We start from the raw sequence: 15776 nt of genomic DNA, 5'->3' as shown, positions 1-15776 counted from the left end.
GCATGGATACCGGACGTAAACCCGGTATCCATTCTCGTTCTGGAAATTATGCCGCGCATGCGGCATTTTTTGTTTTTGCGCCCCGAAAGGCGCTTTCCGCATAGAGACAGGGTGATTGATGACCGGACAGTCCGGCTCTCAGGCGCAGACGCGCCGGCAGCTTCTGACGAAAATCGGGGTTCTGGCGGGAAGTGCCGGGCTTTATCAGGCAATGACCAGCATGGGTCATGCGATGGGCACCGACTTCAAGGGACCGCCGAAACTGTCCGGTGCGAAGCCGGGTACCCGGGTCGTGGTGCTGGGGGCCGGGCTGGCGGGGTTGCTGGCGGCGTATGAATTGCGGCAGGCCGGCTACAAGGTTCGCCTGCTTGAGTTCCAGAACCGGGCGGGGGGACGCAATATCTCGCTGCGCGGGGGCGACAGCGTGACGGAGTTGGGGGGCGCGACGCAGAAGGTTGCTTTCGCACCCGGCAATTATATCAATCCGGGACCGTGGCGGATTCCGTATCATCATCAGGGGCTGTTGTATTATTGCCGGAAGTTCGGCGTGGCGCTGGAGCCGTTCATTCAGCTCAACCACAATGCGTGGCTGCATTCCTCGCAGGCTTATGGCGGCAAGCCTTTGCGCTATCGGGAGTTTGCCGCGGATTTTTCGGGTTACACCGCCGAGTTGCTGGCCAAGGCGATCAACCAGCATCGGCTGGATGATATCGTGACGCCCGAGGAGCGGGCGCATGTGCTCTCCTCCATCGGGACCTGGGCCAATCTGGATGATGATGGGGTGTGGCGCGCCGGAGCGCGGTCGTCGCAGCACCGGGGATATGACAAGGCTCGTGGGGCTGGTGTGGATGGGGCGCCGACCTTCTCGACCCCGGCGCCGCGTTCGGAAGTGATGGGCTCGGGTCTGGCGCAGTGGCTGGCCTTTCCCGAACAGCTCGACATGCAGACGACGATGTTCCAGCCGGTTGGCGGGATGGATAATATCGGCAAGGGATTCGCGCGGCAGGTCCAGGACCTGATCACGCTGGGCTGCATGGTCACCGCCATTCATCAGGACGAGCATGGCGTGAAGATCCTGTATGACGATGTGGCCCATGGCGGGGCCGCGCGGGTGGAAGAGGCCGATTATTGCGTCTGCACGATTCCGTTGCCGGTTCTTTCGCAGCTCGATGTGCAGGTCAGCGACCGGATGAAGGCGGCGATCGCGGCCGTGCCGTATGCGTCGTCGGTGAAGCTGGGCATGGAATTCAAGCGGCGCTTCTGGGAGGATGACGACCAGATCTATGGCGGGATCAGTTTCACCGACCAGCCGATCGGGCAGATCGCCTATCCCAGCCACGGTATTTTCTCGCAGGGGCCGGCGGTTCTGCTGGGCGGTTATATGTTCGGGCCGGCGGCGATGGAATTCACGACCATGACGCCCGCGCAGCGGATCGAGGAAGGGCTGAGGCAGGGGCAGGTTCTGCATCCCGGTTATCGCAGCGAATTTCGCAATGGCGTGGCCGTGGCGTGGAGCCGCATGCCCTGGACGCTGGGCTGCTGTTCCATGTGGTCGGAGCAGGCGCGCAAGATGCATTACAAGACGCTGGTGGGGATGGAGAACCGGCTGGTGCTGGCCGGGGAGCACGCATCCTATGTCGGTTGCTGGCAGGAGGGGGCGATCCTGTCGTCTCTCGCGGCGGTCGAGCAGATACACAAGCGGGCGCAGGGAGTGGGTTGATGCGGGGCGTCTCTTTTTCCTTCCTGCTCGTGGCGGGGATGATGCTGGCCGGTGCGTCGGCCCGGGCCGATACGGCGGGCGGGGTGCCGAGCACCATGACCCGGCTGGATAATGGCGATCTGGTCTATCATCATATCTGTGCTGCCTGTCATATGGCCGACGGCAAGGGGGCGCGTGGTGCCGGGGCGAAATATCCGGCGCTGGCCGGGGACCAGAAACTGGCGATTGCTGCCTATCCGACCATGATGGTCCTGAATGGCCATGGCGGCATGCCATGGTTCGCGGGCATTCTGACCGACAGGCAGATCGCGGATGTGGTGACCTATATCCGTAGTCATCTCGGCAATCACTGGACGGACGCGGTGACGCCGGAGCAGGTGAGGGAGATGCGTCAGCCGATCACGCTGGAGGAATAGCAGTGGGGGCCCGGCGGTGTGCGCCGGGTGATGCCTACCGTGCGGCGGCTTTGGCTGTTAGGGTCGCCGGATGCAATCGGTTATCATCTATGTCGGCGCGGCCATGGCGGAAATTGCCGGGTGCTTCGCGTTCTGGGCGTGGCGCCGGATGGACAGATCACCGGTCTGGCTTCTGCCTGGCTGTGTCTCATTGGTGCTGTTCGCATGGCTGCTGACGCGGGTTGAGACTTCGGAAGCCGGGCGGGCTTATGCGGCTTATGGCGGGATTTACATTCTCTCGGCGCTGGTGTGGCTGTGGCTGGCCGAAGGGGTACGGCCGGATCGGTGGGATCTGATCGGGGCGGCGTTGTGTCTGTGTGGGGCGGGGGTGATCCTGTTTTCTCCGCATCGGGTGTAGAGGCCTGAATCTTCTTTTTCTGAAGAACGGAGGCGTCGGCTTACTCTTCGCGAATATTTTCCATGCGGATGGCCACGACCGCGTGTGGGGCGGGGTGGGGGCCGCGGCTGGAGCCGAGGCGCCAGAGCTGGTGGGCGAGCGCCATCACCGCCGGGCCGATGAACAGGCCGGAGAGGCCGCAGCTTTCCAGCCCGCCCAGAATGCCGAGCAGCACCCACATGAAAGGCAGCCTGATGGAGCCGCCGATCAGGACGGGGCGGATGAAATGGTCGGCCAGGAACAGTACCACCGCGCCGAACACGCCGACGCCGATGGCGGCCGCCAGGCTGCTGCCCTTGATCAGGATGGCCAGGACGCACAGGGCGAGCGCGAAGCCGCCGACCATCGGGATCATGCACGCCAGTGCCGTGAAGATGCCCAGCAGCAGGGGCTGGGGGGCACCCACGAGCACATAGGAGAGGCCGATCAGCAGACCTTCGCCGAGCCCGACCAGCACCAGGCCGGCGAGCGCGCCGCGCACGGCGCCCACGATCTGACGTTGGGCCATGCCGCCCCGTGCGCCCAGCAGGCGCCAGATCAGCAGGTCGACGCGGGCGACCAGCGGCGTGCCGGTCCGCAGGAAGAAGAAGAGGATGAGCAGGGCGAAGCCCATGATGACCAGCCCGTTGGCGACGCCATGGCCAAGATGCTCCACCGTGCCGAGGGCGTGTTCGGGCCTGAGGCGGTCCATCAGGTCGTGCACGCTGTCTGGCGTGGCCAGATTGGCCTGCCACCAGTGCTGGGCCTGCGCCCGGCCCCACGGCAGGCGGTCGAGCCATGCGGGGGCGGGGATGCCCTGTTCGGTGGCCTGTTTGACCCATTGCGCGCCTTCCCGGGCCTCGCCGGCGGCGGCGGAGATCAGCACGGCGGTCGGGATGATGAAGACCAGCGCGATGCCGAGGACGATGGCGGCCGGTGCCAGCGTGGCGGCATGGGGAGAGGACCATTTCCGCCGCAATCCTGTCAGCAGCGGCCAGCAGACGATCGCGAGGACGCCGCCCCAGAACAGCGCGGAGCGGAAACGTCCGAGGACGAACAGAGCCGATGCGACGATCACCAGCGCGAGCACGCCCTGGGCCAGGCTTTGCAGCCGCGTGCGCGGCTGGGTGGGGAGTGTGGGGGCGGGGAGCGGCGTGGCGGGCGGGACGAATGACGGCGGGGGCAGGGACATGCGGGCTCTGGGTCTATGGCGTGGGGGGCATGTGGCGTGGACAGTGATAACGGGGTTGGGCGGGCGGCGTTGCACGGCGATGGTCGGGCTTGCGCCATTGCCTTGTTCACGGGCCGCCACGTCTGTGACGGTGGCATTGTCAGGGGGGCATTGCCAGGGGGGCATTGTCAGGGTGGCAGGGTAAATGATTCGTTTTCGGTATGAAAATGATCTGCCGCGCAGGGCAGCCATACGGTCTTTCGTGGGAACGCGCCCTTAAAATGCCGCACCTCTCTCCCTATAATTGAAAGCCAAGCCGCTCCGGCCTGTCGTCGGGGCACCTTGAGCAGGAGGATCGTGATGTCGGTTTCATCCGTCGAGGAAAAGGCAGTGTCCGCTTCGGCCAAATGGTCGGATGGGGTCGAACTGACACCGGCACAGATTCATGCGGCCCATCGCACGGCGATGCGTCAGGCGGGTAGGCGTCTGCGCGGCCGGGCGGGCCGGGTGGATGAGCCGGGTGCCATGGCGCGGCCGGGGGCGCCTTTGCCGGACAGGTCCGGCGGGAAGATGTCGGGCCGGGCGTAAGAACGGATCGGGGGCTTTTTCAGAAGCGCCGATAGAGGGCGGACGCGCGCCACGCGTCCGTCGTGATGTCTGCGTGGCGGCGTGGCCCTGATGGGCACTTGCCGCCTCTGGGCTATTGCTGCTGGCCGGACACGTCCCTGTTTTTGCAGGTCGTTTGCGACGAGAGTGATGACGGAGAAAAGCCCCATCAGGACCGGTGCGGTACGAGCGATGGCCAGATCCGACCACTGGCGTTGGGTCTCGATGCCGAGATGGCGCCTTGTTTACGGCGAAGGTGACCTCCATCGACCAGCGCCGGACGAACCAGGCCAGGATGTCGACGGGGGACGCGGTAAGGTCGGTGCGGAGGAACGCCTGCGGCCGAAAGCGCTCGGCGGGATCACGCACCAGCACAGAGCGGATGGGAACGGCCCGACCTGGATGATGCCACAGCGCGGTGCCGGAGATGAATTCGACGCGGTATTCCTGGCCGCCATACCATGCGCCGATCGCAGCTTCGCTCCATTGTATGGCGGGGTTTTCCAGGCGGTTCGCCAGCGACGGTTGCCGCTCGCCTGTCTGCCGGGGCCGGCCCAGCGTCCTGGCGGTGCGCGGAGACGGCGGGTCGAACAGCCTGGCATAGAGACGCAGGCGACTGACCATGCAGACGCGGTCCCTGACGGCATCGAGCAGGTCGATCGAAGCATAGGAACTGTCGGTGACAGCGATGATCCTGCGTCCGGGAAGCCAGCGGGCGACCAGAAGCAGTCCCTGCCGTGCCCGGTCCGTCAGCTTCCGGTGAGGGCGACCACGCTCGCGCGCGTAGCGTTCCGAGGGACACAGCACCGTCAGGAACGGTAATCCCCACACCCGTCCGGTCCATGACAGCGGCGCCAGAAGCATGAACGCCTGCCAGCGCGGGCCGCTGGCTTTGACGAAATGTACGTGCGACGAGCGCACCGGATCACGATAAATGCCACGCGTGGCGATCCTCCGCCCTGTCCGTCGTCACGACGACACCATCGCGCCGGACGTCGGAATGAGAACCCGGCGCCATGTCGGTGCCGTGAAAGCCGCCCCGGAACGGCGCCAGCCACCCGGCTATCCCGTTGAACCCAACATCGTCGCCGACCTCTTCCTCCATTACTCATCTCCTGCTTCCTTTGCAGGAGAGTGTCGCTCCACCACACGCACACAGGAATCCGACGTTTCTTCAAATGCGATTCAACGCTCAAAACCGCCAAAGTCCAGATCAGGTCGGATTATAGCTTATCGTCCTGTCTGAAAAATGGGGACCATGTCTATAATCCCCATTTTCTTCGCATCGTTCTGTTCTTTTATCAGGGGTGGAGAAAAGAGTATTATGAAGTAAATATAAATATTTTTAAAACTGTACATCCACGACGAGGCTGTCGCTATAAGAGCCTGCCGCCGGTGTCGTCTGCGTCGTCAGGATGTGCGCCGTGTAAGCGAATTGCTGTTGTGTTACGCCATTGAGCGTGTTCGGGTTGACGTCCGCAGTCGCGTTGGCGCGCCTTTGCGTGCCCACAGAGCCCCAACGGTCGGTCGTCGATTGCTTGTAGATTTCGTAGTGAAGCAGAGATCCGGAGCCGTTGCTCATGGCGCGGCTTGTGCTGTCGGCGTTATTGCCGTCGCTGATTCCGACCGTATAGGTCGAGCCCTTGGTGCAGCCGACGGTCAGGGACTGGTGGATATCGGTGAAGGCGGTGACAAGCGGGCTGGGCGCGAAGACGACGTCAGGCGCGGTGATCTGGCAATCCGCCGTAACGGTGAAGGTGAGGGGGATGGTTTCGGGCACAGGGCTCGTTTGGCTGTCGAGCCCTATGCAGATACCCAGCAGGCCGATCCCCCAGCAGACGTTCCATGTCCAGCCGATCGTTACCGAACCGGTATAGATGCCAGCACTGACATTGTAGGAGCCGGGTGGAATCCGGATGTAAAGCGGCAATGTGCCGTTGATGCCGTTGAAGAGGCCGAGCAGGCCGATCAGGTTCGTCTCGCTCCAACCGATCGTCTGGCCCGCGATATACGTCGTCGCGCAATTCGCGGACTGGCAGAGCTGCATCGGCAGGCTGTCGCCGCTTGGGTCTCTCAGGACGCTGATCGTCTGGACCTGCGCGTTGACGGTCTGGGTATAAGCGACGGAGAGAAGCCCGCCGGTGCAGGCGAAGCCCGAGGAGATTTCCGTCGTGCTGCCGCCCGAACTGAGAGAGAGGGACGAGAGCGAGCCGAGTGACGTGGTTCCAGGCGTGGAGACGCGGCAAGCCGCCCACGCGTGCCCGTCGGTCAGCGCGACCAGAAAAAGCAGGATCAGAAATGCCAGGTTTCTCATGGGCTCGGCACGCTCCGGCAGACAAGGGGGCCCAGGCGGACCTGTCCGGCCGAAGCGGCGGGAATGGCGCCGACGGTGGCGATGCAACGCGTGCCGGAGGGTAGCGACGCGTCCAGCTTTTCGCCCCGGTCGATCCCGTTCAGGTAAAGCATTCCGTCCCAGCCGACATAGGCCTCCGCTTCCGCCGCGTGTACGGAGGTGCCGACGGGCAATGGCTTGCCTGACGGGTCGGTCAGGCGGATTAGTACGGTCAGCACATGTTTCATCGGGAAGCGGACGAGATAGCCGCTGCCATATTGGACGGCGACGCGCTGCTCGACCATCCGGCTTTGAAGATCTGCCGGGAGCGAGAGCGTATCGATTTCGTATTTCGCGGGATAATAGGAGGTCGCGTAGGGCACGAGGAGATGACCGCCCGCGTTTGTCCTGCCGACGAGTTGATTCTCGTAGCGGATCGGCACGCCCGCCACGCGATCGGTACTGACAACGGCGAAAGCGTCTGAGACGCGATTGCCGAGGAAGACCGCTCCGTCCATCAGCGCGATGGATCCCTGGGCTTCCGCCCAGCGCGTGGTGTCGTCGACGTTTCCGTAAATACCGCCCTGGAACTGCGCGAACGGGGCGCGCCAGCTCACCGAGCTTTCGACGGAATCAGAGCCGCCGGCCCGGCCGGTGCTGTTTGCGTGCTGGTAGTTCGCGGTCCAGCCGAAATCGCCCTGCGCCGCAACCGAGCGGCTGGCCGAGATCTGTTCGGTGCTTTCCCCGTCGGCCTGTCGGCTCCATCCGGCGGTCGCGGTACCATAGGCGCCGAAGGGGATCACGATCTGGGCATAGCCCGCCCATCCGTCCGTTCTCGCGCTCAGGGTACTCAGTTGCCGGTTGACCGACAAGGACAGGCTGATGCCGTGCCAGAGCGGGAGCGTGTCGCTGATCGTCGCGAACCGTGTGCGCTGGCCGACCGCAGGCCTGATGTCGAAATAGCCGAGGCTGAGCGAGCCGACACGCTTCAGCGTAAGGCTTGCGCTGGCCTGAAGGCTCGAACGCGGCAGACGCATGAAGCCGGGGTTGTAGGTCGAAAGATCGGCATAGCCCCGCGTGCGCCAGATTTTCTGCGCGGCGAGCGTGAAATTTTTGTGGGTGAACTGATAGCCGGCCACGAATTGCCGCCCATGCGTGGGCAGCATTGTCCTGTCGCTTCCGTCCCGGTTTCCAGGACGATCGCTGGCGCTTGCGGCGATATTGACGACGCCGAACCGCTGGCCGATCTGCGTGAGCATCCCCAGTCCACCAAGGAGCAGATGGGGGGCGGCCTCGGCATGGGCCTCCACGGTCAGGACGGGCAGGAGCCCCCGGCGGTAGGAGGCATTGAAGCTCGGCGCGCCATAATCGAAATCCACCTGTCCGTAGCGTTCGCGCTGCGCGCCGACGGCGACCGTGTAGTCGGTATAGCCGGGGTGCAGCAGCGTGCTGGCGACGTAGAACGGAACGTTCGTCACGATCCGCCGGCCCAGCGCGTCCGTCGTCACCACGGTCGCCTCGCCCGCGCCGTTGATGTAGGGCAGGTCGGTCAGGCTGTAGGGTCCGGGCTGGACGGAGCTGTGCATGGATTGCACGCCGTTGATCAGCAGATCGACGCTGGTGGGGACGGAAGCCTGGCCCGAAAATTGCGGCAGCGGGTAGGTCACGATGTCCGGGCGCACGGAGAAATCGCGCGAGATCTGTGCGCCGCCCAACCGGATCGTACTCGACCAGGCCAGGGCATGCGTCACGATATCCCCGGCTTCGGCGGTCAGCACCCGATTCTGGTCCGAATAGCGCCAGGTCGTATCGTAATGGCGGTACGAAGCGCGGCTTTCGCTGTTGCTGACGATGCCCGCGAAGCCGAATTGGGCGACGCCCGTGTTCGAGATCGTGCCGAACGAGCCGAAAATCCTCTCCTCGTTCCACAGGGAGAGGTTCGCGAGGCCGGTGGCCTGCGTACCGTACGCATCGTAATTGATGATGGCGCCGAAGCTCGCCCGCGCTTTCTTCTCCTCGATCAGCTTGTTCCGGACGAAGCGCTGCGCCGGCAGCCAGTTCGTTGGAACAGTGAGAAACAGCCTTTGCGCCGCGGAATCATAATGCGTGTGCAGGCCTTCGATCGTGTCCAGCGCTACCGGCCCGTCATCCCTCGTGGGCAGACGCGCGTCCAGTCCAAGCGTTCGAAGAGCCGGTGCGGCGAGGAAGAAGCGCTCCCCCCTGGTCAGAACGGGCTCGACGCGACCCGTATCGAAGCCGTTGAGCACGAGATCGAGATAGAGCGTCATGCCCATGTCCAGTGCCGCCGATCCAAGGCTATGGGGCGGCGGGGGAAGGGCGGCTGCCCGGGCGCTGTTGCCGCAGAATGTCGAGAGCACCATCATGCAAAGTGCCGTTCGCCGTTTTCTGCCTATCGTTCTTGTTGTTGCGCGGCATGTCACTGTTGAGCCGGAATGGTCTCATGCTTGAGTCCGCCATTGACGACGGCCTGGAGAGGCTCGCCGCCCGGGTTGCCGGCCAGGGGCCATTCCATCGTACGACCCGGCAGGACGTAGCCCAGCAGGCCCGTCGAAACGGTTGTCTTGCCCAAGGAAACCTGGCTCAGTTGGGCGTGGATATGTCCTGTATTGGCAACGTCCAGGAAACGTCGGCCGTTACGTGTCTCGACGTGCCAATGCAGCGTGGGCTGCTCCTTGATGTCGCTCGCCATGGTCGGCGCGCTCGTCCCTGTGGGCGCACCCGTCCCGTAGACGAAGAGCGGCACGGAGTATCGGAGCTGGATCGCGATCTGCGGCCCGCTCTTCGCGGCGGCCTGCCGTGACTCCGGCGTGGGGATTTCGTCAATGATGATGCGATAGGCGGTTTCCGCGTTCGGGAACATGCTTCCGGCGCGGATCAGGCGGATGAGCTGGCGGACTCCGGGCGCCACGCTCGCCATGGGCGGGCTCGCGACGATTTCCGTCTGATCGGCATATTGGTCGCCCGTCGAATCCTGTGTCCAGCGGAAGACGCGGATCTGGAGCAGCACAGTGTGATGGTCGTTATTTTCCAGCCACAGGGCGGCGGCAGGGGCCGCGCTGCCCAGCACCGGGTTGACCGGCCAGATCGTGACGGCGGATGCGGCGCGCGTCTCTCCCGGGAAAAACCACACGGCCAGGAGGCCGAGGAACAGCAGGCGGAGGGCAGTTACCATTGCAGCGTCACCGTTAAAATATCGGAGTAGAGTCCGGCGGGTGAGACACCGGTCGGCGTCGCCTGTCCGAAGACAGGCAGGGTGAGCGGGCTGGGCGAGCCGGTGACGTTCACGCTGATGGCGGTATCCGGCTGGATCGCGGTGCTATAGGCGCTGTCGCTGAAGAGGGCATAGGCGACCCGCGCCGTGCCGCCGGACAGGACCATGCCGCGCGAGCCGTCGGCATAATGGAGGCCACCATCGACCATCATCGTCACCGGCACGCCGGGCGTGCAGGTCAGGGAAACCGTGGCGGAGGGGCTGAGCGCGGCCCGGAGTGGGGCGCTTGACAGGGACGCGGCGGAACCGAATCCAAGAGTCCCCAGCGAGTGGACCGAGGCGCCGGAGGCCGGGACTGCCCCGTTGACCGCGCAGCCCGCGACGATCTGGGTCGAGACCGACATCGTCGCGCTCGTGGTGGCCCAGGCCGAAGGGGGAAGCGCCGCCAGCAGCGCCGTACCGGCAACGGTCGCACCGACCCGCACGGCGTTTGCTCAGAAGGACAGTGTGACGTTGAGCGTGTCCGTATAGGTGCCGGCGGGCAGCGCGCTCGCCGTCCCCGAGCCGAAGACCCGTCCGTAGAGGTTGGTGGTGTAGGTCGTGCTGCTTGTCGCGAAAGCCACGGCGGTATTGTTCTGAATTACGGTCGAGTGGCTGGAATCCGAATAGAGATCGTACGGCACATTGGACGTGCCGAAGGCCAGGGCATGGAGATGGCCACCGCTCTTACTGGCGTCGTTGCTTCCGCCGGTGATCATCAGTTCCGGGCTGATCCCCGGCGAGCAGGTCAGCGATATGCCGCTGCTGGAACCCGACACAACCTGGGCGTCATGTTGTGTGAAGAGCGTCGTCTGCGAGCCGAAATCGAGCGTGCCGAAATTGGTACTGGAGCCCTGAGCCAGAAGCGTGCCGCTGATGCTGCACGCTGATGTCAAAGTCAGCGTAACGCCGATCGTGCCGGTAATAGTGCTCTGAGCGGCGGCGCGATCGGGATGACCCAGTCCGAATCCCAAGGCGACAAGCAGTAATCCAGCGCAGGTCAGCCGCAGGCGGAGGGACATGAGGCGCATGTCCCTGGCGGTGTCGCGCGATCTCGACCCGATATGCAGCATCTCATCTCCAATGGTCTGACTTCGAACCCTCATTGGAATAATTTATGCTGACGCTCATTAATCGAAGGTGAACGCTCGGGGGCCATCGGGGATTTCCACATGGCATGTCTCACCGGCGCTGGTGTGGACGGAAAACCGCCAAAGTCCAGCTCAGAGCCTGACCGCAAATGTGGGCTGGCGAGCGAGAGCGGCCTGTTCCGGGCAGCGCCCGGCGTGTGTTTCCGAGCATCGGAGCGGAGTGGCCTTGATGGCCATGAGCACCGAAGCGCGGGAAACGCGCCGAGGACACGCCGCCAGCGCGCATTTGCGGTCAGGCTCTCAGCCATCCAGTGCGCGGCGGCCCAGGGCGGGGTCGTCGGTGAAGAAGCCGTCCAGCCCCATATCCAGATAGCGCCGGATTTCGGCGATCGAGCCTTCGGGATTGCGGGCGTCGTCTCCGGCACCGTTGCGGAGCTGGCGGGGCAGGAAGCGGTTTTCCGGGCGGCAGGTGTAGGAATGGACCAGCAGGCCGGCGCTATGGGCGTCGTCGACCAGGGTGGTCGGGGCCTGCCAGGCGCCTGATGTGTCGCGGGGAATCAGGTCGATGTTCGAGGGGCCGATGGCGTCGGCGTAGGTGCGGACCTGGCGCAGGCCGTCCGGCGTCATGAGGTCGCCGAAGGTGGTGTGGCCGCCGGCCGCCGCGATGTCGGGCACGCGCTCGCTCCGCTCGCCCATCAGGAACATCAGGCGGGCCTGCGGGTTGATGGCCTGTACGCGCCCACGCAACATCTTCAGGTTGCCGGTCTCGAACGACTGGACCTCCAGCGGGGCGTAGCGTGTGTAGTCGTGCGCCGCGATCACGCGCAGGAAGGTTTCCTCCGGCGTGTGGTTCAGGGCGTGGAAATGGGTCGCGTTCTTGATCTCGGGGATCAGGCCGATGACCCGGCCGCGTGCGGCGGATTCGGCGGCGACGAAGTCGATCACTTCCTCGAAGGTCGGGATGTCGAAATGGCCGTCGTAGCGGGTGTTTTGCGGACGGATGCCGGGCAGGCGCTCGCGGGCGCGCAGGGTCTTGAGTTCCGCCAGGGTGAAATCGGTGGTGAACCAGCCGGTTTCGTTCGTTCCGTCGATCATCATCGTGCGGCGGCGGGCGGCGAATTCGGGGCGCGTGGCCACGTCGGTGGTGCCGGCGATGTTGCTCTCGTGCCGGGCGACCAGCACACCGTCGCGGGTGGGCACCAGGTCTGGCTCGATATAATCCGCGCCGTCGGCGATGGCCTTGGCGTAGGACGCCAGCGTGTGTTCCGGCCGCAGGGCGGAGGCGCCGCGATGGGCGAACACCAGCGGCCGTGGTGCGAGCGAGGCGGCCGCCCTGGCGCGGGATGCCGGACCAAGGAGCGCGGTGGCGGCCATCAGGGGGAAGATATCTCGGCGTGTGAGCACGGAAGGGACCTCGGGATTCGGCGCGATGTCAGGATGGGGATGCGCGCGGGACTTGCCATGGGACAGGCGGGCATGGGGTGATCGGATGGGCGGCATATTGGGCGGAAGCCTTGCGGATGCTCAAGATCGGCCGGTTGCCGGCAACCTGCGGTCGGGTCGTGTTTCCGCGCTTTATGGTGGGAATGGCGGGCATTCGCTCGCTCTGTGAATATTTGAAGACGGCGCGGCGCGGCGGTGTCATGGCGCAGGGTCGGGCGAGGCTGGACACGCAGTTGCCATGCAATTAATGGGCATGGCAATTATTGTGATGGCACCATAAAATAGCGGCATGACTGAAGATGACAGGTCGCAGGCGACGGGCCTGCGTGCATCCCTGAATATCGACGAAGCCCCGTTTGCCGGCATGCCCGTGACCTTTCGCGTCATGCGGCTGGGGGCGGTGTGGCGCACGCGGCTGGAGCGGGAGCTGAAGCCCACCGGGATGACCGTCGCCGGCTTCCGGCCCATGGTCTATCTGATGATGATGCCTGAGGGTACGTCGCAGCGGGACCTGGCGGCGGCGCTGGATACCGACACCTCGGCACTGGTCCGGGTGCTGGACCTGCTGGAGACGGCGGGACTGGTGGAGCGTCGGCCCGATTCCGTCGACCGGCGGGCCAACAACCTGTTCATCACGCCCGAGGGGCGGCGCAAGTGCCGCGCATTCCATGAGATCGCGGCGCGGGTCGAGGCCGAACTGACGGAAGGGCTGTCCGCCGGGGCGGTCGCGGATCTGGTGGGGCGGCTGGAGCATATCCTGGACAATGCGGCGCGTCCTCCGGCCACCGACATGGCCGATGGCGGCGAGACGACGTGACGATGCCCACCCCTGCGCGCATTCTGCCGGCCTTTCTGACGGATGATGCGCAATGGCACGCGGTGCGGGGGCGGGCGGCCTTCTGCCTGCGGGCCTTTGCCGCGATCGGGCTGGCCCTGTCCTGCTCGTTCTTCTTTCAGCTCGAATCCCCGATGTCTTCGGTGACGACGGTGATGATCGTGGCCAATCCCACGGTCGGGGCGCTGATGGCCAAGAGCATGTGGCGTGTGATCGGCACGCTGCTGGGGGCGACCATCGCCGTCGCGCTGATGGCGGTCGTGGCGCAGTCGCCGGTGCTCTATACGATGATGCTGGCGGTGGTGGTGGCCTTCGCCTGTCTGGTCGCGACCTTCCTGCGGCTGTTTCGCGCCTATGCCGCCGTGCTGACGGGCTACACGATCGTGATCGTGGCCGGGCCGTCCTATGCCGATCCTGACGGTATCTTTCTCAGCGCCATGGCGCGGCTGTCGGCGGTGACGGTCGGGATCGTCGCGACGGCGGTGGTGTTCATGGTCACGTCGGTGCGCCGGCCCGACCGGGTGATGGCGCAGGTGGGGCAGATGGTGCGCGATGTGATCGCGTATGCCATGGATTTCCATCGCTTTCAGTTCGCGGGCGGGCGGTCGCCGGATGTCGTGACGGCCGAGCCGGTGGTGCTGGGCGGGTTTCGCACCCTGCCGCTGCCGCTGAACGACAGGCGGGGCACGCTGCTGGCGCGGATCAGCGGCCTGATGTCGTCGGTGGAATATGCGGCGGCCGACACATACGAAATTGCGCGCCGGGTGAATGCGTTGCGCGTGGGGCTGAGCGGGCTGGCGGGGGTGGTCGCCACCTATCATCCGCTGTGGCACGACCTGGAAAACGACGCGCCTCCGATGCGGCGCCTGCATGAACGGATCGCGGCGCTGATGGCCGAGATCCTGGACCTGACGGAGGGGGCGGACTGGATCGAGACGCCGGAGCCGGTGCTGGCCGCGCTCGGCACGGCGCTGGAGGATCTGGCGGTGGCCGAGCGGGCCGTGCAGGACGGTGCACTGCTGTCGGCGATCGACAATATGCGCGACGTGCTGGTGCAGCTCGATGCCGTGATCCGGATGGTGGTGGCGCCGTCCCTGCCGCGCCGGGTGCGGCTGCGCTGGTTTCTGGATTGGCCGACCGCGCTGCGCAACGGCGCGCGCGGCGGGCTGATCGCGCTGCTGGCCGGGCTGTTGTGGTATGTGTTGCATTGGAGCGCCGGGCCGATGCTGATGCTGTATGTCGTCGCGGCATCCAGCCTGGTGGCGACCACGCCTTCGGCCTCGCGCTCCAGCGTGATGATGGCGGCGGGGACCACGCTGTCGGTGCCGGCGGGGATTGCCTGCCACATGCTGGCGCTGCCGCGCATCGACGGGTTTCCGTTATTGTGGTTTTCGCTTTGTATGTTTCTCGCGCCGGGGATCTGGTTGCAGTTCAGCCCGCGCTACGGGATCGGGGCGTTCGGCTATGGCGTGTTCTTTGCCGCGATGCTCGATGTGTCCAATCCCATCCATTACGACGACATCGCGCTGACCAATACGTGGATGGCCTTTGTGGCGGCCGCCGCGCTGCTGGTGCTGGGCTTTCGTGTGATCCTGCCGCCGGACGACCGGCTGGATGCGGGGCGGCTGGTGGGGTCGCTGTCGCGGGCGTTGCGGCGGCTGGCGCTGGTGCTGCCGGTCGCGCCCGAGAACTGGGTGGTGTGGGAAGGTTTGCAGATCCAGAAGATCTGGCGGCTGGCGATGCGGCTGTCGGTTGGTGTGAGTCCGGACGAGCGGCAAGCCTATACCGATGCCGCGTTGGGGGCTGTGTCTCTGGGGCGGCTGGTGGTGCGGGCGCGACGGATCGCGGAGTTGCCTGCGCTGAACGTGGCGGATGCCGAGGCGATGCGTGCGGCCGTGCGCGGCTTCGATGGTCTGCTGCGCGACCCGGAGGCGACGGCGCGGGGACTGGTGGATGCGGCGCAGGCGATCCTGGCGCGCGCCGGCGAGGGCGCGGCGGGGCTGGAGGCGCGGCGGGGGGCCGCGTGCCTGCAACAGGCGGCCTATATCCTGCGGGCTGTGCCCGGCTTTTTCCATCGGCATGGTCCGCTGCAACTGTCGCCGGAGATGCCGGGTGCGCATCGTCCGCTCGATAGGCCGGTGCCGGTCTATACGCCCTTGCTGGGACGGGTGCGGCGCCATGTCGGGTGAGGTGCGATGGCCCGGCGTCGCCGGCGGCCAGGGTGCTGGCCGTTCGGATGCCGGCATGGCGGGGGCGCCTGTGGGTGCCGCCGTGTTTTTCGTCGTTCGCGCCGGCCGCGCTCTGTGGCCCGCGCCTGTCGATCCGGTCGTTCCGATGAGCCGGCCATGAAAGATCCGAGAGTCTGATGCCCCTTCTACGCACCCTGATCCGCGTGGTTCTGACCCTGAGCGTCGTTGTGCTGGCGATCGTTCTGGGGGTGACCCTGTGGGACACCTATATGATCGCCCCCTGGACG

The 15776-nt window shown here is 65.4% G+C and carries 15 protein-coding genes and 1 pseudogene; 7 read left to right on the top strand and 9 right to left on the bottom strand.

All coding sequences use genetic code 11. From position 1 onward, the window contains the following. Positions 1-118 precede the first annotated feature (118 nt). The 3 genes from HLH25_RS16640 (at position 119) to HLH25_RS16630 (ending at position 2533) form a co-directional block, all read left to right on the top strand. Positions 119-1720: a flavin monoamine oxidase family protein gene (locus HLH25_RS16640; protein ID WP_246402616.1), complete on the top strand. Its 1602-nt coding sequence runs from the start codon at positions 119-121 to the stop codon at positions 1718-1720. Beyond that, complete coding sequence (locus tag HLH25_RS16635) at positions 1720-2136, top strand: c-type cytochrome (protein ID WP_114728753.1); 417 nt, start codon at positions 1720-1722, stop codon at positions 2134-2136. Before HLH25_RS16640 ends, HLH25_RS16635 begins: the two co-directional genes overlap by 1 nt. Positions 2137-2206: 70 nt before the next feature. Further along, entirely contained in the window at positions 2207-2533 is a 327-nt protein-coding gene (locus HLH25_RS16630) for a YnfA family protein (RefSeq protein ID WP_182975138.1), read from the top strand. A gap of 40 nt (positions 2534-2573) precedes the next feature. Here HLH25_RS16630 and HLH25_RS16625 read toward each other — a convergent pair whose 3' ends face one another. The 9 genes from HLH25_RS16625 to HLH25_RS16585 form a co-directional block, all read right to left on the bottom strand. Then, positions 2574-3743: an AI-2E family transporter gene (locus HLH25_RS16625; RefSeq protein ID WP_182975137.1), complete on the bottom strand. Its 1170-nt coding sequence runs from the start codon at positions 3741-3743 to the stop codon at positions 2574-2576. Positions 3744-4091: 348 nt separating this feature from the next. Then, positions 4092-5192, bottom strand: coding sequence for a hypothetical protein (locus HLH25_RS16620; RefSeq protein ID WP_182975136.1), 1101 nt, complete (start codon positions 5190-5192; stop codon positions 4092-4094). 61 nt (positions 5193-5253) lie between these two features. Further along, a complete protein-coding gene (locus HLH25_RS16615) occupies positions 5254-5433 on the bottom strand; it encodes a hypothetical protein (protein ID WP_182975135.1) in 180 nt (59 codons plus the stop codon). 240 nt (positions 5434-5673) lie between these two features. Further along, positions 5674-6642 carry a Csu type fimbrial protein gene (locus tag HLH25_RS16610; protein ID WP_182975134.1) on the bottom strand — a complete coding sequence of 323 codons (969 nt, stop codon included), beginning with the start codon at positions 6640-6642 and terminating at the stop codon, positions 5674-5676. Continuing rightward, positions 6639-9044 carry a fimbria/pilus outer membrane usher protein gene (locus HLH25_RS16605; RefSeq protein WP_182975133.1) on the bottom strand — a complete coding sequence of 802 codons (2406 nt, stop codon included), beginning with the start codon at positions 9042-9044 and terminating at the stop codon, positions 6639-6641. The genes HLH25_RS16610 and HLH25_RS16605 overlap by 4 nt, the downstream gene beginning before the upstream one ends. Before the next feature lie 53 nt (positions 9045-9097). Next, positions 9098-9853 carry a fimbrial biogenesis chaperone gene (locus HLH25_RS16600; RefSeq protein WP_182975132.1) on the bottom strand — a complete coding sequence of 252 codons (756 nt, stop codon included), beginning with the start codon at positions 9851-9853 and terminating at the stop codon, positions 9098-9100. Further along, positions 9847-10377 (bottom strand): Csu type fimbrial protein, encoded by a 531-nt coding sequence (locus HLH25_RS16595; RefSeq protein WP_182975131.1) that lies wholly within the window; start codon positions 10375-10377, stop codon positions 9847-9849. The genes HLH25_RS16600 and HLH25_RS16595 overlap by 7 nt, the downstream gene beginning before the upstream one ends. A gap of 9 nt (positions 10378-10386) precedes the next feature. Then, on the bottom strand, positions 10387-10953 hold the full coding sequence (locus HLH25_RS16590) for a Csu type fimbrial protein (RefSeq protein WP_182975130.1): 567 nt from the start codon (positions 10951-10953) through the stop codon (positions 10387-10389). A gap of 369 nt (positions 10954-11322) precedes the next feature. Next, positions 11323-12426 (bottom strand): glycerophosphodiester phosphodiesterase, encoded by a 1104-nt coding sequence (locus tag HLH25_RS16585; RefSeq protein WP_375288993.1) that lies wholly within the window; start codon positions 12424-12426, stop codon positions 11323-11325. 116 nt (positions 12427-12542) lie between these two features. Here HLH25_RS16585 and HLH25_RS20060 point away from each other — a divergent pair, with 116 nt between their 5' ends. From HLH25_RS20060 to HLH25_RS16570, 4 genes and pseudogenes are all read left to right on the top strand, one after another. Continuing rightward, complete coding sequence (locus HLH25_RS20060; RefSeq protein ID WP_220791868.1) at positions 12543-12713, top strand: hypothetical protein; 171 nt, start codon at positions 12543-12545, stop codon at positions 12711-12713. Between the two features lie 41 nt (positions 12714-12754). Further along, positions 12755-13282, top strand: a complete 528-nt coding sequence (locus HLH25_RS16580) for a MarR family winged helix-turn-helix transcriptional regulator (protein WP_182975129.1) — start codon at positions 12755-12757, stop codon at positions 13280-13282. 2 nt (positions 13283-13284) lie between these two features. After that, entirely contained in the window at positions 13285-15489 is a 2205-nt protein-coding gene (locus HLH25_RS16575) for an FUSC family protein (protein ID WP_182975179.1), read from the top strand. A 176-nt stretch (positions 15490-15665) separates the two neighbouring features. Next, positions 15666-15776 (top strand): annotated as a pseudogene (locus HLH25_RS16570) (efflux transporter periplasmic adaptor subunit); the annotation flags it as partial.

The sequence above is a fragment of the Gluconacetobacter dulcium genome (assembly GCF_014174165.1).
GTDB classification, from domain to species: domain Bacteria; phylum Pseudomonadota; class Alphaproteobacteria; order Acetobacterales; family Acetobacteraceae; genus Gluconacetobacter; species Gluconacetobacter dulcium.
Note: the sequence above shows the minus strand (reverse complement) of the source record. Positions and strands in the feature narration are given on the sequence as shown.